This window comes from uncultured Caldilinea sp. (assembly GCF_937128415.1).
Classification (GTDB): Bacteria; Chloroflexota; Anaerolineae; order Caldilineales; family Caldilineaceae; genus Caldilinea.
Map to the genome: position 1 here is coordinate 23,443 of NZ_CAKZMJ010000098.1, position 19,020 is coordinate 42,462.

Sequence of the window (19,020 nt, forward strand, 5' to 3'; positions counted from 1 at the left end):
AAGATGACGAGCAGTGAATTCACCGTCGTTCAACCCTGGCGCTCCAATCGCAAGAGCGCAGGCTGGTGGATCTTTTCCCATGTGCGACGCAATTGGCCGATCATCGCCGTCATTCTCGCCGGCGCCATCGGCAACGCAGCGCTGGCGGCGGCCATTCCCATCTTCACTGGTCAGGCGTTTGACGCCGTCACCGGCGGGGCGACGGATCTGCGCGCTTTGGCGATCGCCTGCCTCCTGTTGGTGCTCAGCCAGCTTGTGCGGTCGGGCCTGCAGCTGGCGCGCAACTTCGGCAGCGAAGTGCTCGGACAGCGGCTGGAGCGCGACGCGCGCCGAGAGCTGTACGGCGAGCTGTTGGGCAAGAGCATGGGTTTTCACGACATGCACGCCACCGGCGACGTGATGGCGCGCGCCACCAACGACGTGCGCGAGCTGGCGCTGATGATGGCGCCGGGCCTCAACCTGGTGATCGGCTCGGCGATCTTTCTGGTGATGCCCATCGTCGTCGCCCCGCGCTATCACCCGACGTTGGTCATCGTGCCTGTGCTCTTCGCCATCGGCTACCTGTTGGCGATGTGGCATTACCTGCGCAGTTTGCAGCCGGTCACCGCCGCCGTGCGCCGCGCCTTCGGCCAGATGAACGCACGGCTGACCGAGGCGATCGAAGGCATCGAGACGGTCAAAGGCGCAGCGCAAGAGGAGCGCGAAGTCGCCCTCTTCGAGCGCAACGCCGCCCGCGTGCGCGACGCCGTCGTAGCGCAGGCGCGCGTCGAGGCGCGCTTTCTGCCGTTGCTGCTGCTGGCCGTGGCGACCGGCGTCGCCTTCGGTCAGGCGCTCTACCTCTACTATCAGGGCGTCATCACCGTGGGCGCGGTGGCGGCCTACGTCGGGTTGATTTCACTCTTCGACTTTCCGGTCTTCACCTCGCTCTTTGCCTATTCGCAGGTGGCCTCCGGCCTTTCCAGCGCGCGACGCATCCTGGAGCTGATCCGCGAGCAGGCGGTCGTCGACCAGAACGTCGGCGGGTATGCGGGGCCGATGCGCGGAGCGGTCGCCTTCGAGCGCGTGACCTTCCACTATCCCTATGGCGACGGCGACGCGGCGCAGAACGCCCTGGAGGATGTCTCCTTCTCCATCGAGGCCGGACAGACGCTGGCGCTGGTGGGGCAGACGGGCGCCGGCAAAAGCACCGTCGCCAAGTTGATCAACCGCATCTACGACGTCGACGCCGGCTGCATCGCCATCGACGGCGTCGACGTGCGCAACTGGAACCTGGAGGCGCTGCGGCGTCAGATTTCCATCATCGAGCAAGATATTTTTCTGTTTAGCAGATCGATTGCGGAAAACATTGCTTTTGGCAAACCCGACGCCACGCAGGAGGAGATCGAAGAAGCGGCGCGCGCGGCGCAGGCGCACGATTTCATCATGAGCTTTCCGGAGGGCTACGCCACCGTCGTCGGCGAGCGCGGCATGATGCTCTCCGGCGGTCAGCGGCAGCGCATCGCCCTGGCGCGCGCCTTTCTGACCAATCCCGCCATCTTGATCCTGGACGATTCCACCAGCGCCATCGACAGCGCCACCGAGGACCAGATTCAGCGCGCCATCGAGCGCGCCAGCCAGGGACGCACGACCATCCTCATCACGCATCGTCTTTCGCAAATTCGCTGGGCGGACAAGATCGTCGTGCTGCGCAAGGGCCGCGTCGTTGCGCAAGGGACGCACGCAGAGCTGCTCGAACGTTCGCAAGCCTATCGGGACATCTTTGCGCGGCTGTAACAGCTGTAACATTTGTGCGGCCGCACCACCGATTCTACAAGATCGGCCCGTTGGGGGGGCGGTGCGCCAAGTCGATCTGCTGGCGCAGCTCGGTGCGCGCCGCCAGCAAATTTTCGCGCGCCTTGAAGAAGGCCGCCTCGGTGAACTCCATGGCGCCGCTCTCCAGAATTTCGAGCAACGCATCGACCACGCGCAACACCTTGCCCTCCAGCAGCTCGATGGTGGTCCCGTAGACGGATTCCGGGATGAAGAAGACGGCGACGATGCTCAACAGCCAGCTTCCCATCATGACCGTCGCCAGCTGTTGACTGACCCTGCCCGGCAGCGACAGGGCGAGGAAAAACCAGAGGATCATCATGAGCGCAACGACCTGCCAGCGGGCGATAGGCCGTGCAGCGGAGAGCGTCGCCAGCCGGGGCTGTAAGCGGTCGTAGCGTTTCAGGTGCGCCAGCCACGCGTTGAAGCGATGGCACTGTTGAAGGTTGACGCGATGTTGATCGTAGTTGGCCAGCTCGGTGGCATAGGCGCGACACTCTTCGGCCAGCTCATAGAAGGCCCTGCGGTCCAGCGTCAGGGTGGGAGGGGGCGTTGAACGGTGGAGGACGTTCGGAAAACGGTTCACCCGGGGCGACTGATGAACAAAGCGGCGATGCACAACACGGTCGTCCAGAAGACGGCCTTCAACGCAGCGCTGCGCAGGCGCACAGCCTCTTCCGGCGCCGTGAGATTGCGGCTCACTTCGGAAAAGACGCCCATCGCCAGCGGCAAGGTGGCCAGCCCGACGAGATACCAAAGCGGCAACGGCGTGAGCACGGTGACGGCGAGAATGCTGGCGTAGGCGAGCATCGTGACGACCACGTTCAGGTCGAGAGCGCGCGCCGGGCCCAAGATCACGGCGAGGGTGCGCTTGCCGATCAGCCAGTCGCGGCGCAGCGTCGTCAGATTTTGGCTAAGGACGACCAGAAGGACGAGCAGGGAGATGGGCAGGCCGCCGAGCACAGGCAACCAGCTCAGCGCCCGCGTCTGCGCATAATAGGCGCTCACGAGCGACAGGAGTCCAAAGGCGGTGAACACCCCCAGCTCGCCCATTCCATAGCCCCGGTAGGCGTAACGGACGGGCGAAATCACGGCGCCGAGCTGCAGCAGAAAAGCCAGGGCGCCGAAGAAGAGCACAGGCCAACCGGCGAACAGCGCCAGCCAGAGGCCGCACAGGGCGCTTGCGGTGTACAGCAGGGCGCCCATGTTGAGCAGCAAGGTGGGCGGCAGAATGCCGTTCTGCTGGAGCATGAAGGCGCTATTGGGAAGGTCGGTGGCCGGCCGCGCCTCGCTGCGCAAGCTTTGCTGAAAATCTTGATAGGCGCTCAGCATTTGAAAAGCGAACGCCGAGAGAAGCACGCTGACGATGGCGAAGAGAAAGTTGGGCCACACCAGCGCCCCCTGCCACCAGCCTCCGATGACAGCCGCCATGACGGAGGGCAAAACGAGCGCCATCGTCATGTCCGGACGCAACGCCGACAGCACAGCAATGATCGACGTTTCGGCCATGCGTCGCTCGCCTTCCAGTTGGAGGCGTCTCAGCAATGAAGAGGATTCACTTGCCTGGCCACCTGAGTAATGCGTCATGATCGAAGTCGCTCATCTGCTCAGACCGATTTCTGCTGGACGCCGTATGGATTTGAAATCGAACGGCAGGGAGAAATCTCTGGCGACTGTTCAGCCCCGGACGCTTACGCGTTTACGCAAACACCACCGGCAAAATTGAGGACTGAATGATTAGATTACTCGCTTGCTATCGTAACATCTTGCGCAAGGAAGGTCAAGATGGTTTTTCACCATTTTCACTCTTTTTGCTCGGGCCGCTCGGGTCGGCCCAGTTCGAGATTCTGCCGTAACAGCTCCAGACCGTTTTCCACCTGTCGGCTGATCACATGCAGCTTTTCGGCCAGTTCTTCGAGCACGCTGGCGGCGTAGCGATCCGCTTCGTCGCGACGTCGCTGCGCCGCCAATTGGGAGTCGAGGACGATGCGCTCCGCTTCTCGCTTTGCGGCGGCGACCAGGGCGTCGTGGCTGAGGAGCTCCTGCGCCCGGCGTTTCGCCTGCTCGACGATGGCGGCGGCCTCCGCCTCGGCGGCTTCCAGGATGCGCTCGCGCTCCTGCAACATGCGCTCGCTTTCGATGATCGAGGCCGGCACATTGACGCGCAGACGCTCGATCATCTCCCTGGCGGCGTTGGCGTCCACCATACGCAGCGAGGACATCGGCACGCGTCGGCTGTTTTCGATCAGCGCTTCTAGTTGATCGATGATCTGCAAGATAGCGATGGGACACCTCCTGCAAGCGTTGCGAAGCGCCAAACCGGCGAAACTTCAAGGGCTAACCGATCGGACTGTGCTCAATCGCGATGGACGAGCTTCTCTTCACGACGAAGATAGATTTTAGGAGCGCCGCTGCGCAGCGGGCGATCGAACTTGCGGCTCAGGGCCTCCACGACGTGAGGGGGCGCCCATGCGCTGCATTCTCCGCCCAGATTGGCGACTTCTTTGAGAATGGTGGCGCTCAGATAGGCGTACTCACTGCTGCAGAACAGGCAACAAAGCTCAATCTCCGGCGCCAGTCCGGCGTTCGCCCAGCCGATCTGCTGTTCATATTCAAAGTCGGCCACATTGCGCAGGCCGCGCACGATGACGTCCGCCTTGTGCTGGCGCGCACACTCCACCGTCAGGCCGGAGTAGGAAACAACGCGCAGATTGGGGAGGTGGTCCAGCGCCTGTTGCGCCAATTCCACGCGCTCCTGGGTGCTGAACAGGAGTTTTTTGGGCGGCGCCTCGTAAATCGCCAACACCACCTCGTCAAAGAGCACGCTGGCGCGTACGGCAATATCGATGTGGCCGTTATGGATGGGATCGAACGTTCCTGGATAGAGTGCGCGCACCATAGCGATCGCCTTTTCTTTGTTGCGTTACGCTTCAGGCAAAAACTGGAGAAACACCTGATTGCCGAACAGCACGCCGCGTCTGCTCAGACGAATGCGCTCGGCGTCCAGCGTCAGCAGACCGGCTGCGCTCAACCGCCTCAGTTCATGCTCGAACACCTGAGCCGGAGAGCGCCCATGGAGCGCCGCAAACCGATCCAGGCGTACTCCTTCGCGCACCAACCGCAAACCCAGCATCATGCTTTCTCCCATGGCTAGAGGGGGTGAAATGTCCTCGACGAATTCTGCGAGCGGTTCGCCTTCACATGTGCGTCGAACATAGGTGCGAACCGGTCGCACGTTGCCCCAGCGCTGTTCGATGTATGAGCCATTTCCCGGCATCCGTAGATGGCTATGGGCGCCCGGCCCCACGCCGAGGTAGTCCTCGTTGCGCCAGTAAAGCAAATTATGCCGACAGGCGAAGTGGGGCGTCTCGCTTTCCGAGTCCGTCGAACTTGCACGTCGAGCCCAGTTGGAAATTTCATAATGCAGATAGCCGGCTTGCGCCAATCGCTCCATCGCCATCTCATAAAATGCGGCGGAAAGGTCTTCATCAGGAGCAGCGATCTTGCCGCTGTTCACCCAATGAAAGAATGGCGTATCCGGTTCGACAATCAAACTGTACAGGCTCAAGTGCTCGGGTTGAAGCGCGAGCGCCTCCTCCAGGGTCTGAGCCCAGGCTTCCGCGCTCTGCTGAGGAAGCCCGAAGATAAAATCCAGGTTGATGTTGTCGAAGCCCGCCCGTCTGGCCATGTCATACGCCACGCGTGCGTCTTCGGCCGAATGAATGCGTCCGAGCAGGCGAAGCTCCTCCGCCTGGAAGCTCTGCACTCCCATGCTCAGACGATTCACACCCAAGGCGCGCAGGGCGGCGAATTTTTCCCGATCCACAGCGCCGGGATTGGCCTCGCACGTGATTTCGACGTCCTCACCGACGTGGAACGTGCGATGCACTGCAACAAACAACTGCTCGAGCTGTCTCGGCGACAGCACGGTGGGCGTCCCGCCGCCGACAAAGACGGTCGAAATAGTGCGCCCCGCCAGCGGATCGGCCCAGCGAGCCATCTCGGCGATCAGCGCCTCGACCGTGGCCTGATAGAGCGCCTCCAACCCCGCATAGGTGTTGAAGTCGCAGTAAGGGCACTTTCGTTCACAAAATGGGATGTGGATGTACAACCCCAGGCGGGGCAAGTCGTTCATCGATTTTCCAGACGGAATCCGTGCCCGCGCACGGTAAGGATATAACGAAACTCATTGTCACACTCTTCGATGCGCTCGCGCAAGCGACGCACCAGGGCGTCGATCGCCTGCTCGCTCACCCCTTCACTGGCGGCCTCTGGCCAGACCGCTTCGATGATCTGTTCTCGGGTGATCACGCTGCCGCCGGCGTTCCAAAGCGCTTCCAGCAGCCGGTATTGGTGGAGGCTGAGCGGCGGATCGATCAGGATACCGTTCACCCAGACCTGGCGCGTTTCTTTGTCGATGCGCAGGCCTTGCTTCTCGCTGTCGATCGAAAGCGGCGTCGTTGCGCCGGCGTCGACGAAGGCCAGCTTGAAACGCAAGGCGATCTGTATCTCGTCGCCGTCTTGTAAAGGCTGCGGCGCGTTGGGCAGCACCGCCTGGCCGTTCACATGCGTGCCGTTCTTGCTGCCCAGGTCTTCCACGTAGTAGCGATCCTGGCTCCAGAACACGCGTGCATGGCGTCGGCTCACCTGTCGATCGGGCAGATGGATGTCGCATGCTTCATCGCGACCGATGGTGAGCGGATGCTTGCGATCCAGCGGCCAGCGGCGACCGGCTTCAAGGCCGCGTTGCAAGACAAGCATGGCGTTCTCTTTCGGCCCGCCCTCGTGGACAGACTCGACGCCATTGGTGGATTCGTGGTTCCCTTCAGATGACATTGGCTCTCTCTCCAAGACTGGATGGTCCGTCAGGCGAATGTTCGCGCACGCGCCGTCGAAAACGCACTTAAACGAATTGACAGCGCCTGCTGGGGCGCGCATAATGGAGAACATTGATGAATTTACTCATGGATTTCCCAACGCTCTCCTTCGATGCATCCGTTTGCTCGCCGTTGCATCCTGACTTCCGGATGTGCGTATTATACCAGAGTTGCGAAACGTAAAAAATGATTCAGCCTATTTCTCCTGATACAGATTCGATCGTTGACTAGCATGCACCATATACTGGAAACCGGCAAGGTTCTACGAGGAAGATACGAGATCCAAGAGTTGGTTGGGCAAGGGGGCATGGGCGCCGTCTATCGCGCGGCGGACCTTCGGCTGTCGGGTCGCGTCTGCGCAGTCAAAGAAGTGTTGCCTGCCCTCACCGAAAGCTCCGCCACCAAGGAAGAACTGGAGCAAATTGCAGAGCAATTCCGGACAGAGGCCAGCATCCTGGCCCGGCTCGATCATCCCAATCTTCCCAAAGTTTCGGACTATTTTTCGATCGGCGGTCGAGAATACCTGGTCATGGATTTTGTGGAGGGCAAAGACCTCCAGGAAATCCTTCAAGAGGCGCAGCGCCGCGGGGAGCGACTGTCGGAAGCGCAGGTGCTCACCTACGCCTCCCAACTGCTCGACGCCTTGGAATACATGCACAGCCAGAACCCGCCGGTGGTTCACCGCGACATCAAACCCAGCAACATTAAGGTGACTCCGCGCGGAACGGTGAAGCTGGTTGACTTCGGCCTCGTCAAAATCCTTCGCACCGACGACAGCCGCACCGTCACCGTCGTGCAGGGACGCGGCACGGTGGCCTATACACCCCTGGAGCAATACGGCGGCGACGCCGGCTTCACCGACTGTCGCAGCGACATCTATTCGCTGGCGGCCACGTTGTACCATCTGCTCTGTGGGCAGCCGCCGGCCGACGCCAAGGAGCGTTTTCTGCGCCCTGGCTTGCTGACGCCCATCCGCCAGTTGAATCCCGACGTCTCCCCGCGCGTCGAACGCGCCATCTTTCGCGCCCTCTCCATGCATCCGAGCGAGCGCCCGAGTTCGGCTCGCGAGTTTCGCGAAATGCTGTTTGGGTCTGACCTGCGCACCTATCCTTCGACGCCGTCCACGCTGTTGACGCCGCTGACGCCGTTGGACCCTCCTTCACGCAGTTGGGGGGCGGTTTTTAAAGAGAATAGCCTGCTGATCGCGGTCGCCGCCGTTTTGCTTCTGATTGCGTTCGCGATCAGCGTCATCTAAGAGGAGAAGCGGCGGTGCGTCGAACCGGAAAAGCGACGGTTCGACGCCTGTGAATCTAGGGTTCAGAAGGGAAAGAAGGAAAAGTGCGCCGTCGCTCGGTCAGAGGCGGCTCTGGCTCGGAGAGAGAGGGATGCAAAGCCTCCTGCAACGCAGCTCCCTCCCGTTCTTCTCGCTGTTCGCTATGATGCAGCCCCCAGAATAGCAGCCCCAACGGAATGCAGATCAGCGCTCCGGTGGCGACGCCCCAGACCAGCAAGGCTGCGACGCCGATCAGTTGCGCCTGAAGCTGTCCCGGAAAATCGGGCTGAAACCCGTTCGCCACAAACAGCCCGGAGACGCCCTGGCCTGCAATTCCCAGGTAGGCGTCGACGCCGGTCGCCTGCCAACCCACGCCGCTGACGCCATCGGCGAAGACGCCGGCGAGCAAGAGCCCCACGAGCGCCGGAGCTCCCGCTGTCGCCACCAACCCGGTGGCGTCATCCAGGCGCGCCAGATGGTCGATGGCGTACGTCAAGAACGGTGTGGTGGCGCCCGCCAGAAAGCCGATCATCAAAGCAGGCGTCGGCTGCATAAAGGGCGCCGCTGCAAGCCCGGCCACTGCACCCGCAACCAGACCACGCGCCGCTAACGTGGGATGGCTGTCTCCAGCCACAAACCAGGTGTACAACAGTGGGACGATAGCGCCGGCGGTCATCGACAACAAAATGTTGACGCTGCCGCGCATCATTCCAACCTCGCCGATTGCTTCGACGTGCAGTGGATTCGACCAGAGCCAACCCACTGCGCCGGCCAATACAAAAAGGCTGCCCACCACGGTCAGCAAAGGTCGATAGTCCGGAGGCAGCTGCGACCCATCCTGACGCTCTCGTCGGGGAACCCAGACCATCAGCGCAACGAGGCCGAACGTTGCGGCCAGCAGGTGAACGACGCCTGCGCCGCCGACGTCGACGAAGCCATGCCCCAACGTCAAATTTTGTCCAAGCGCCGCCAACCAACCGCCGCCGTGCACCCAATTGCCCGCCAGCGGATAGACGAAGCCGCCGATCGAAAGCGCAATGAACATCGTCGCCAAGGCCGGCGCTCGACCTCGCAGCGCCATCACCGGCGCCAAGGCGACTGTAAACACCCAGGGAATCTGAGACAAAAAGAGCGCGTACATCAGCGAAGTCACCTCGCGACCGGCCAGGAACCAGCCGCTGAGACCGGCGACGCCCCATCCGACGCCCCAGTTCGGCGGCAGCGGCGTCCACTCCCAGACCAGCATGCGTAGCTCTGGACGCATGTACAGCAGACCGACGCCGCCGAAGTGCAATGCAAATCCCACCGCCCAGTAAGCGATCGCCGCCAGCCCCATGGCGGCCACCGCGCTCAGGGCTGCGCCCCACGCCCGCTCGCGATCCAGCCCGGCCACGCCGATCAGGACAAAGCCGACCGGCATCAGTATGGAAAGCGCCGAGGCCAGCAGCGACCAGGTGAGCAGGGACAAGGGTGCAGGCGCAGATGCGATCTCGCCCTGCGCCTGCACCGCCGTCGGCGCCATCGCAACGGCGAGTAGAGCCAGGATGGAGGCGGACATCAGCGACGCCCTGCGCCGGGGGGGGGTTCGATAGGCCAGTTGAAGTTTCATGATGGAACCATACAAAGCCCTTACGGCATCCTGTGAACCAGAATAATGCGCGCCAATCATACCAAAGGCGAGCATTTCCTCAAAGCGCGGCGGGAATATGGTAGACTGTACAGGATGGCTACTTCATCCACGCATCGCAACGGCGGGCGCCGAAGACTCCCGCACGCCTTGAACAGCGAGGAGCGTCTCGCCGTCCCAAGGCTCTTCCTGGAAAGAGCGACCCCGTGGCTTGTCTTTTTGGCATTTGGGCTGCTGTACAGCGTCACAGCGGCGCCTTCGATCGTTGCTCTGTTCGACGACACGTTGGAATTTCAGCTCGTACTGCCCACCTTTGGCATCGCCCATCCCACCGGCTACCCTCTGTATACGCTGCTCGGCGGGCTGTGGGTTCACCTGGTCCCTATGGGAAACTGGGCGTGGCGCACGAATCTGCTGAGCGCCCTCTTCGCTGCGGCGACGGTGGCTGCGCTGTTCGTCTGCGCACGGCGCATCACGGCGACCGCCCCCGACGGACGCCAGGACAACTGGGCCGGACTGGCCGCCGTCCTCGCCTTTGGGCTAGGTCCGGTCTGGTGGGAGCAGGCGACGGTGGCGGAGGTGTACGCGCTGCACAACCTCTTCGTGATCGCTATCCTCGCGTTGGCGCTTCAACCCTTGCCCCCAGATCGCAAGGCTCTCGAGCGGCGCGTCGCGCTGTTGGCGGCGCTCATCGGCTTCGGGCTGGCGCATCACCGCACCGTCGTGTTTGTCCTGCCGGGATTGTTGGTGTATTTCCTCTGGACAAGGCCAGAAGCGCTGCGGCCGCAGCGTATCTGGCTTATATGGCTGGCGGCGCTTTCGGCGCCGTTGCTGCTTTATCTCTATATTCCTCTGCGTGCGGCCCAGGGCGTAAGCGATCTCAACGGCAGCTATGTCAACACCTGGGCCGGCTTTTGGGACCACGTGCTGGCGCGACGGTATGCGAGCTTTTTCGAGATGAACGAGCTGAGCCGCGTCTACGACGCCTCTGGGTGGTTTATGCTCTGGGTGCGCCAGACGGGCTGGCTCGGCGTCCTCCTGAGCTTGCTGGGCCTGTTCACCCTGCGCAATCCCAAACAGCGACCGGCCTGGGCGTTGATTTTGTCTGTGCTGGCGGTCAATCTGTTGTTCGCGCTCAATTACCGCGTCGGCGATCCGGAGGTCTTCTGGCTGCCGGTCTTTTTGTGCGCCGCTCTCTTCGCAGGCGGCGGGCTGGCCTGGATGCGACGCTCCTTGCCGACGCCCTGGTCAGCCTGGATCGCTCCCATCGTCATCGTCTTGTTGACGGTGGGCTTCGGACGGGGCGCGGCGGTGAATCGCGCTCACGACTGGGCTGCACATGACTACGCCGTTGATATGGCGAAAGTCGCCTTTCCACCTGGCAGCCGCGTGATCGGCCTGGAAGGCGAGATGACGGCGCTGCGCTACATGCAAGAGGCGGAAGGGCTTGGGCGGGCGGCGACCCCGATCGTCGCCAATCCGCCTGCAGCGCGCCGCGCAGCACTGGAGAAGGAGATGGCAAACGGCGCGCCGGTCTATCTAACGCGCGAGCTTGAAGGCGTCGCCGAGCAGTACAGCTTCACCGGCGAAGGGCCGCTCGTGCGCGTGTGGCCGCGCGGCGAGGTGGAGGAATACTCGCCCTCGACGCCTATCTCTCTTTTGTTGCTGGATGGAGCGTTGCAGATCGAAGGCTACGACTTTCAACGGCTGGAATGGGCGGGCGGACCGATGCTGCGCGTCACCCTGTACTGGCGTCCCCTGGCGCCGGTGGAACGCGATCTCAAGGTCTCCTTGCGCATCGTGGACGCCGCCGGAACGCCGCTGGTCGGCAAAGATGGGGCGCCGGCGGTCGTCGACGCCTATCCTCTCCGTCAGGTTGCAGGCGCGCGCACCTGGCCGTCAGGCGTGCAGGTGCGCGATGTCCACGAGGTTCCCCTGCCTGCGCAGCTGTCGGAGGCGCAGGCGCTGATCATTCTCTATGACGCAGAAACGCTCGAGGAAGTGGGCAGAATTCAATTTTCGCTCTCTCACCTTTGATCAGAGCGCATCTTGGATCAGAGATTGACAGAAAACAAAACGGATCGCTTTTGGGGATGAAAGCGCATCGATGGTACACTGTGTGTTTGCGATTGCATTTTTCGCAAGTGAAAAACGAGCATGGGGAGAGGCCGCAACCTGAGACCATACCATGGAGTCGCAACGCTCCATTTCAATCATAATTCTCAATCAAAATTCTTTTTCTAGATCTGAATAGGAGGAAAGCGTGCTGCAGCGCCAAACTCAAACAGCAGCTTTCTGGCGCGACCAGTTCGAGGTCACCGCCGAAGACGTGGAATTTTTATACCAAACGCTGTTAGACAACCAAAAGCCGATGCCGTTGAAAGCGCTGGCGATTGCTTTGATCCAGGAATATCTTCGCCGCGAGAACGCCAGAATTGAGCAAGAGCTGCGAAAAGGAGCGATCTACCTTCCCAAGAACCGATATGAAATCGGGCAGAAGTTGGTCTTTCCGGCGCTGGAATTCGCCGTCGGCGAGGTCATCGACGTGCGCCCTGGACATAACCCAGAGCACGGCGAGTTTGAAGTGATCAAAGTGAAATTCGAGAACGGGCAAAAGGTGCGCGAATTCGCCGCAGCGCTGCAGACGCCCCATCGCCTCAACCTGGAGAACGGCGAACGCCTGCTGCATGACGAGGCTCTGCTCTCGGCAGAAGAGATCTATCAGCTGTATAAAGCAGAAATCGAAGAAAGCCTGCTTTATGCGCTGGAAGAAGGAGAGCGCAGCGCCGAGTTTGTCCAGGTGGATGGCGAGTGGTTGTTGGCGGACATGCTGGCCGAGGTGCACATCGGTCACCTGAACATCGCCGAAGCGCTGATCGAGATGCAGGGCAAACCGCTCTCGACCGAACAACTGCTCACCGAGGTCGAGTTGGATGACAACGTCAGCCTGGACATGCGCATCACCAGCTTGAACCATGCGCTGAGCAAAGATGACCGCTTTGTGCGGCTGCAGTCGAGCCAGGGGCCTCTCTGGTTCTTGCGCCGCCTCCTGCCCCCAGAAGTGCAGGCGATTCCTTTGCTGTTGCGCTACCGTCCGGTCCCCTACAATCGGTCGGTGCTCAGCGTGGAGATGCTGCAACTGGAGTGGGAGCTGGACGACGAATGGGGAGAGAGCAGCCTCAGCACCGAGCTGCCTTCGATCGTGCCTTCCACCAGCCTGACGTTGCTCTATCCGCATCGACGCTATGGCGTCTTGCCTTTGAGCAGCCGCACCCGCAGCTTCTTCCCGCAGCAAAAAAGCGGCATTTCGCCCGTCACCCTGGTGGACGGACGTTGGGGGGTGCGCTATGAAGGTTGGGTGGTGCACGAAGGCCGCTATGTGGCGGGGCTGTCCAAATGGATGGAGGAGCACCAGATTCCGGTCGGCGCTTTTATCACCATCGAACGGTCCGCTTCCTCAGACGAAGTGATCGTCGATTTCCGCACGCGACGTCCCAAGCGCGAGTGGGCGCGCGTGGCCCAGGCCGATCTCGAACACAACGCCTTGCTCTTTGAGATGAATAAGGTGATGGTGGCCTGCGAATATGACGAAACGATGATCGTTGCGGCGCAAGACGTCGAGGCCCTCGACCAATTGGCGCAGCAGATCCAACAACAGGGGATTGACGTCGCGCAGGTCGTCGCCCAGGTGACGCCGGAGCTGATCAAGCTCAATCCGCAGGGAACCGTGCACGCCAAGAGCGTTTACAGCGCCGTCAATATGGTGCTGCGCACCCCGCCCGGCCCTGTGTTCTTCGCCCTGTTAAGCAACCGCCGTTTCCGCGACGTGGGCAACGGCCTGTTCGCCCTGAGCTAGGAGGATTGAAAGATGACTTCCAGCGCATTGGCTGCGCGGTTGAATCGTTTTCGCCCAACCGTAGATACGAAATTTCACATCGATTACGAATGGTGGGAAAAGAGCGGCCAAAATTTCCGCCTCTATCTGCGCGACCAGCTCTGCGACGAATGTCGCGCCCGTTTTGCCGATTACCACGACACCGAAGACGTGGACTGGGTGGACCCCGAAACCGGCGAGGTGCATCGCACCGATGCGCTGCGCGAGTGCCTGCGCACGCGCTGCGCCAACGACCCGGACTATATCAACGAGAGGCTGCCGATTGCTTCGGCCTGTTTCCGCATTTTCCTGGCCAACAATAATACGCCCCTCTCGCCGAAGGAGCTTCATCAGTTGTTGCCGTGGCGCTCGCCTGAGGAAATTTTGCGCACTCTCGGCGGACAGAAAGTCTACCTGGGCATCCGTCCCGTCTAGCGCAACGTTATGAGCGTTCTCCTTCTCGGCGCCCACATGTCGATTGCAGGCGGCGTCAGCTATGCGCTTGACCGGGCCGCGTCGGTTCACAGCAACGCGGTGCAGGTTTTCACCAAAAACAATCGTCAGTGGGTCGGCCCGCCTATCAACGAAGCGGATATCGAACGCTGGCGCGCACAGATGCCGGCGCTGGGCATCGTCTACGCCGTCAGTCACGCCAGCTATCTGATCAACCTCGCCAGCCCCAAGGACGACCTGTGGGAGAAAAGTCGGCTGGCGCATCGAGATGAGCTGGTGCGCGCCCACGCCTACGGCATCCCCCATGTCGTGTTGCACCCGGGCTCGCACACCGGCGCCGGCGAGCAGCTCGGCATCCGGCGCATCGCCGAGGCGCTCAATCGCATTCATGAAGAGACGCCGGAGTGCGCCGACACGCTCACTTGTCTGGAGATCATGGCGGGGCAGGGCAGCGTGCTCGGTCGTAGACTGGAGGAGCTGCGCGCTGTCATCGACCTGGTGGAAGATCGCGCTCGCGTCGGCGTCTGTCTGGACACCTGCCACGCCTATGCGGCAGGCTACGACATCCGCACGCCGGAAGGCTACGCAGCCTTCATACGCGAGGTGGACCGCTGGTTAGGCCTGGAGGCGGTCAAGGTCTGGCATTTTAACGACAGCAAAGGCGCGCTCGGCAGCAACATCGATCGTCACGTGCACATCGGTGAAGGCGAGATCGGCGAAGAAGGTTTCCGGCATATCCTCAACGACCTGCGTTGGGATGGCGTCGCCATGTTGCTGGAGACGCCTAAGGACGACACGCTGGCGGAGGACGCCATGAATCTGGCGCGCCTTTGCGCTCTGGTCGAGGACGTCAACCGCATTCCGCCCGGCCTGCGCAGCGCCCTCAATGGGGGATCGAACGAGAAAACAGATTCATAATCACGACCCCGGCCAGAATCAGGCCCATCCCGATCAGCGCGGGCGCGTCGAGTTCCTGCCCAAAAAAGAAGCGCGCCGAGAGCGTGATCAACACCAGCCCAATTCCCGACCAGATGGCGTACGCAATGCCGATGGGGATCGTACGCAGCGTCAGGGAAAGCAGATAAAAAGAAATGCTGTACCCCACGATCACGATGAGCGTCGGCCCCAGGCGACTCAGACCATCGCTGGCGCGCAGCGCAGTCGTGGCCGTCACCTCTGCGATAATGGCTCCCATCAGAAGCAACCACGCTTTCAAGAACGCACCTCCTGTCCGGAAAGTTTTTTGCCATTATACAAAAAGCAGCGCTGGGGGCCGGAATGAAACTTTCGCAGGTTTTGCAAGAAAAAAGCGGGGCGGATTGCCAAAAAGGAGGAGATCGGCCAAAATACGATCGACAAAGCGCAGCCACCAGGTTGGGGATGACTCATCATGTCTGAAGCGTTGAAGACCCATCAAAGCATTTTTGTAGACCTCGCCGAACTCGAAGGCCGAGATGTCGCCCTCACGTGGCGGCTCATCGTCGAGGACGCCCCGCGTTCGGGCGCCGCCAACATGGCGATCGACCAGGCTATCGCTGAGGCGTGCGCAGCGGAGGAAAGCCCTCCCACCTTGCGCTTTTATCGATGGAATCCGCCGACGGTCAGTCTGGGCCGGCTCCAGCCGATTGCGGACATCGATGAAGCGCGCGTCGCCGCGCTGGGCTATGAGATCGTGCGCAGGCCGACGGGCGGCCGCGCCATTCTTCACACCGATGAGTTCACCTACTCGGTCGCCGCCTCGGTTCACCATCCCCTCATGCGCGGGGGCGTGATGGACGCCTATCTGCGCATCAGCAACGCCCTGATCGCCGGGTTGCGTCTGCTCGGCGTCGCCGCCGATAAGGCGCCGGGCGATGTGCGCGTCGGTCCCGACGTTTCCGCCGTCTGTTTCGAGACGCCTAGCGCCTATGAAATCACCGCCGGCGACGGACGCAAGCTCATGGGCAGCGCCCAGAGCCGCCGCGCCAACTACGTGTTGCAACACGGCAGCCTGCCGCTGGTCGGCGACATTACGCGGCTGATCGACGTGCTGGCGTTGCCGGCGGAAGAAGCGGAACGATTGCGCGCGGAGCTGAGGCGCCGCGCCTGTACGCTGGCGCAGGCGCTCGGCGTCGCCGACGACAGCGAACAGGTCGCCTTCGAGCGCGTGGCGGACGCCATGCGCCGTGGCTTTGAGACGGCGTTGGGATTGAATTTTCAGCCGGGCGGCCTGACGGCCGGCGAGGTGCGCAGGGCGGCTGTATTGATCCGCACGCAGTTCGCCGATGACGCATGGAACCGGTTGCGATGAAATTCATTATGACAGACTCCTATGGCCGTTGCACTGCTGACGCTCGAATTGTATCTGCCGATGAACGACAGCCTTAAAGGGAAACGCGGCATCCTGAAGCCCCTAATTGCGCATCTTCGCAAGGATTTCAACGTCTCGATCTGCGAAGCCGACGCACAGGATGTCCTGACGCGCGCGGTGCTGGAGGTCGTGTGCGTCAGTCAAACCAGTGCGCTGGCGCACCGTCACCTGCAGGATGTCGCCCGTCGCGTCGAGCGCTGGCGCGGCGACGCCCAGCTCATCGACTACACCATCGAGATGTTGGGCTGACCCATATGCACCACGATGATGAAATCCACGCCATCTGCTCTGCTTGACGCCCTGAGCGCCGCGCTGGGCGCCGAGGGCGTGCTGACCGGCGCCGCCGTGCGCGAACGCGCTGCAAGTTGGATCGACCCGACGCCGCTGGAGGCGTTGGCCGTCGTCCGACCCCGCACGACGACGGAAGTTGCGACGGTTCTTCGGCTTTGTCACGCCGCGCGGCAGCCGGTGGTGGTGCGCGGCGGCGCCACCAACCTGGTGCAGGGGACGCGCACTTCGGCGAGCGATCTCGTGTTGTCGCTGGAACGCATGACAGAGGTGACGGCGATCGACCCTGTCAATCAGACCATGGCGGTGCAGGCGGGCGCAGCGCTGCAAGCTGTCCAGGAGACAGCCGCGCGCCATGGTTTGTTCTTTCCCCTCGACCTGACTGCGCGCGGCTCGGCGACGATCGGCGGCTGCATCGCCATGAACGCCGGCGGCGTGCGCGTGCTGCGCTATGGCATGATGCGCGAGTTGACGCTTGGGCTGGAGGTTGCGCTTCCCGACGGCGTCGTGTTGAGTTCTCTCAACGCCATGCTGAAAAACAACGCCGGCTATGACCTCAAACACCTCTTCATCGGCAGCGAAGGCACGTTGGGCGTCGTCACCCAAGCGGTGCTGCGCCTCTTCCCGATGCCGCAGGCATGGTTCACGGCTCTGTTGGCGGTCGCCAGTTTTTCTCAGGTCACGGCGTTGCTGTCGCTTCTGCAACATCTGCTCGGCGCGTCCCTGACTTCTTTTGAGGTGATGTGGAACGATTACTATCGCCTGACCACGACGCCCCCCGCGCTCAGCAAGCCGCCCCTTCGACAGGATTTCACCTATTACGTGTTGGTGGAGGCGATCGGCGGAGACGACAAGCTGGATCGGCGACGATTTGAGGAGGTTCTCGAACGCGCCGCCCGCAACGGCCTCTTCGAGGATGCTGTGCTTGCTCGTACGACGCAACAGCGCGCCGACCTTTGGCGCATCCGTGAGGATTCCGAACAGATCGAGCGTCAATATCACCCGAGCTTTGGCTTTGACGTCAGCCTGCCTTTGAGCGCAATGGAGGCGTACGTCGCCCGCGTGCGCCTGGGAATTGAGCAGCGCTTCGGCAGAGAGGCGCGCTGCTGGATCTATGGCCACCTCGGCGACGGCAACCTCCACATCAACCTTTGGGCGCCATCCTTGCAACCGGAGGACGTGGATGCAGCGGCCCAGCTTGTCTACGCGCCCTTGTCGGCGTTTGGCGGCTCGATTTCTGCAGAACACGGGATTGGCCTTGAAAAGAAGAAATATTTGCCCCTGTCGCGTTCGCCGCAGGAGATTCAGGTCATGCAGCGGCTCAAGCGAGCGTTCGATCCCCACAACATCCTGAATCCAGGCCGAGTTTTCGACCTGGACGCCGAGGACGACCGATGAGTCTGCCGTGGGTGACCATCGTCCCTTATCGCTCGTTCGGCGTTGCGGAACAACTCTTCGTGAAAGGCCGGGTTTTATACGATCGCCCGCTCCCGCCCGCCAGTGCAGCGGATCCCATCTGGAAAAATTTTTATCACATGCTGCGACGGCTGAACTCGCGCGAGGTGTCGGGCGCGCGCGTGGAAATTCTCTTCGGCGATCAGCGCTGGCAGGCTGTGGCCGATGATGAAGGTTATTTCACGCTGCGCCTGCCTTTGGCGCAGCCGGTCGATCCGGCGCGGGTCTGGCACACCGTGTGGGTGCGCCTGGTGGAGCCGCTGGCGCGCAACGCGCCTGTGCAGGCTGTGGCCGAAGTGTTGACGCCGCCGCCTTCAGCGCGCTTCGCCGTCATCAGCGACATCGACGACACCATTTTACAAAGCCATGCAGCCAGCCTGCTGCGTTCGTTTGTCGCCACCTTCTTCGGCAACGCGCAGACGCGGCTGCCGTTCGCCGGCGTCGCAGCGCTCTACCAGGCGCTGTGGAGAGGCGTCAGCAGCGTGGAGATGAATCCTATCTTCTACGTATCGAGCAGCCCATGGAATTTTTATGACTTTCTGGTCGAATTCATGGAGCGCTGCCAATTGCCGGCCGGGCCGATGTTTCTCCATGATTACGGCCTGCGACGCCTGTTTGGCGCGCTCTCTCACCGCCACAAATTGAAGCCGGTTCGCTGGCTGCTGGAGACGTATCCTCATCTTCCTTTCGTCTTGATCGGCGACAGCGGGCAAAAAGACCCGGAGCTGTACAGCGAACTCGTGCAGGAGCACCCCCGCCGCATCGCCGCCATTCTCATCCGGGACGTCAGCGGCCGGCGCCGCGACCGTGTGGTGGACGATCTGAGCGAATCCGCCAGGGCGCGGGGCGTCCCCATGCGGCGGGTGGCGGATTCGGTGCAGGCGGCCGAGTTTGTTGCTGCATTGGGACTGATTCCCGCCGAGGCGGTCGAAGGCGTGCGTCGCGCCGTGCGCGAGGAAGAATGACGCCAGGGTGCATAAAGTTCTCTGCTTTTCCTGCGTCTTTGCCTCTTTG

At 61.9% G+C, this 19,020-nt stretch carries 18 protein-coding genes; 10 read left to right on the forward strand and 8 right to left on the reverse strand.

From position 1 onward, the window contains the following. Positions 1–3 precede the first annotated feature (3 nt). A complete protein-coding gene (locus Q0367_RS19440) occupies positions 4–1,773 on the forward strand; it encodes an ABC transporter ATP-binding protein (protein ID WP_297638903.1) in 1,770 nt (589 codons plus the stop codon). A 34-nt stretch (positions 1,774–1,807) separates the two neighbouring features. Here the strand turns inward: Q0367_RS19440 and Q0367_RS19445 are convergent, their stop codons facing one another. From Q0367_RS19445 to Q0367_RS19470, 6 genes are all read right to left on the reverse strand, one after another. Beyond that, the gene (locus tag Q0367_RS19445) at positions 1,808–2,395 is read right to left on the reverse strand and encodes a hypothetical protein (RefSeq protein WP_297638906.1); all 588 of its coding nucleotides are present in this window, start codon (positions 2,393–2,395) and stop codon (positions 1,808–1,810) included. Then, positions 2,392–3,396, reverse strand: a complete 1,005-nt coding sequence (locus tag Q0367_RS19450) for a prenyltransferase (RefSeq protein WP_297638909.1) — start codon at positions 3,394–3,396, stop codon at positions 2,392–2,394. Before Q0367_RS19450 ends, Q0367_RS19445 begins: the two co-directional genes overlap by 4 nt. A gap of 215 nt (positions 3,397–3,611) precedes the next feature. Beyond that, complete coding sequence (locus Q0367_RS19455; RefSeq protein ID WP_297638912.1) at positions 3,612–4,085, reverse strand: hypothetical protein; 474 nt, start codon at positions 4,083–4,085, stop codon at positions 3,612–3,614. Between the two features lie 80 nt (positions 4,086–4,165). Next, positions 4,166–4,708, reverse strand: a complete 543-nt coding sequence (coaD, locus tag Q0367_RS19460) for a pantetheine-phosphate adenylyltransferase (RefSeq protein WP_297638915.1) — start codon at positions 4,706–4,708, stop codon at positions 4,166–4,168. Between the two features lie 24 nt (positions 4,709–4,732). Beyond that, positions 4,733–5,944, reverse strand: a complete 1,212-nt coding sequence (hemW, locus tag Q0367_RS19465; RefSeq protein WP_297638918.1) for a radical SAM family heme chaperone HemW — start codon at positions 5,942–5,944, stop codon at positions 4,733–4,735. Beyond that, complete coding sequence (locus Q0367_RS19470; RefSeq protein ID WP_297638921.1) at positions 5,941–6,645, reverse strand: FHA domain-containing protein; 705 nt, start codon at positions 6,643–6,645, stop codon at positions 5,941–5,943. Before Q0367_RS19470 ends, hemW begins: the two co-directional genes overlap by 4 nt. 273 nt (positions 6,646–6,918) lie before the next feature. Between Q0367_RS19470 and Q0367_RS19475 the strand changes: the two genes are divergently transcribed. After that, complete coding sequence (locus Q0367_RS19475; RefSeq protein WP_297638924.1) at positions 6,919–7,941, forward strand: serine/threonine-protein kinase; 1,023 nt, start codon at positions 6,919–6,921, stop codon at positions 7,939–7,941. A 55-nt stretch (positions 7,942–7,996) separates the two neighbouring features. On the opposite strand, the gene Q0367_RS19480 is transcribed toward Q0367_RS19475, so the two are convergent. Next, positions 7,997–9,568: an ammonium transporter gene (locus tag Q0367_RS19480; protein WP_297638927.1), complete on the reverse strand. Its 1,572-nt coding sequence runs from the start codon at positions 9,566–9,568 to the stop codon at positions 7,997–7,999. A gap of 114 nt (positions 9,569–9,682) precedes the next feature. Between Q0367_RS19480 and Q0367_RS19485 the strand changes: the two genes are divergently transcribed. The 4 genes from Q0367_RS19485 to Q0367_RS19500 all read left to right on the forward strand — a co-directional run bounded on the left by Q0367_RS19485 (position 9,683) and on the right by Q0367_RS19500 (position 14,831). Beyond that, positions 9,683–11,623: a protein O-mannosyl-transferase family gene (locus Q0367_RS19485; RefSeq protein ID WP_298984250.1), complete on the forward strand. Its 1,941-nt coding sequence runs from the start codon at positions 9,683–9,685 to the stop codon at positions 11,621–11,623. A gap of 226 nt (positions 11,624–11,849) precedes the next feature. Beyond that, entirely contained in the window at positions 11,850–13,442 is a 1,593-nt protein-coding gene (locus Q0367_RS19490; protein WP_298984252.1) for a hypothetical protein, read from the forward strand. Positions 13,443–13,454: 12 nt separating this feature from the next. Beyond that, the gene (locus tag Q0367_RS19495) at positions 13,455–13,895 is read left to right on the forward strand and encodes a hypothetical protein (RefSeq protein ID WP_297638936.1); all 441 of its coding nucleotides are present in this window, start codon (positions 13,455–13,457) and stop codon (positions 13,893–13,895) included. Positions 13,896–13,904: 9 nt separating this feature from the next. After that, positions 13,905–14,831, forward strand: coding sequence for a deoxyribonuclease IV (locus Q0367_RS19500; protein ID WP_298984255.1), 927 nt, complete (start codon positions 13,905–13,907; stop codon positions 14,829–14,831). On the opposite strand, the gene Q0367_RS19505 is transcribed toward Q0367_RS19500, so the two are convergent. Next, positions 14,797–15,129 carry a multidrug efflux SMR transporter gene (locus Q0367_RS19505; protein WP_297638943.1) on the reverse strand — a complete coding sequence of 111 codons (333 nt, stop codon included), beginning with the start codon at positions 15,127–15,129 and terminating at the stop codon, positions 14,797–14,799. The two genes, Q0367_RS19500 and Q0367_RS19505, sit on opposite strands and share 35 nt — an antisense overlap. Positions 15,130–15,303: 174 nt before the next feature. Here Q0367_RS19505 and Q0367_RS19510 point away from each other — a divergent pair, with 174 nt between their 5' ends. From Q0367_RS19510 to Q0367_RS19525, 4 genes are read left to right on the forward strand one after another with little or no spacing between them, the layout of a single operon-like run. Further along, the gene (locus Q0367_RS19510) at positions 15,304–16,203 is read left to right on the forward strand and encodes a biotin/lipoate A/B protein ligase family protein (protein ID WP_297638946.1); all 900 of its coding nucleotides are present in this window, start codon (positions 15,304–15,306) and stop codon (positions 16,201–16,203) included. Positions 16,204–16,224: 21 nt separating this feature from the next. Next, the gene (locus Q0367_RS19515) at positions 16,225–16,512 is read left to right on the forward strand and encodes a DUF503 domain-containing protein (RefSeq protein WP_297638949.1); all 288 of its coding nucleotides are present in this window, start codon (positions 16,225–16,227) and stop codon (positions 16,510–16,512) included. Positions 16,513–16,527: 15 nt separating this feature from the next. Further along, complete coding sequence (locus Q0367_RS19520) at positions 16,528–17,949, forward strand: FAD-binding oxidoreductase (protein ID WP_298984257.1); 1,422 nt, start codon at positions 16,528–16,530, stop codon at positions 17,947–17,949. Further along, complete coding sequence (locus tag Q0367_RS19525) at positions 17,946–18,971, forward strand: App1 family protein (protein ID WP_298984259.1); 1,026 nt, start codon at positions 17,946–17,948, stop codon at positions 18,969–18,971. Before Q0367_RS19520 ends, Q0367_RS19525 begins: the two co-directional genes overlap by 4 nt. The last annotated feature ends 49 nt before the right edge of the window (positions 18,972–19,020 follow it).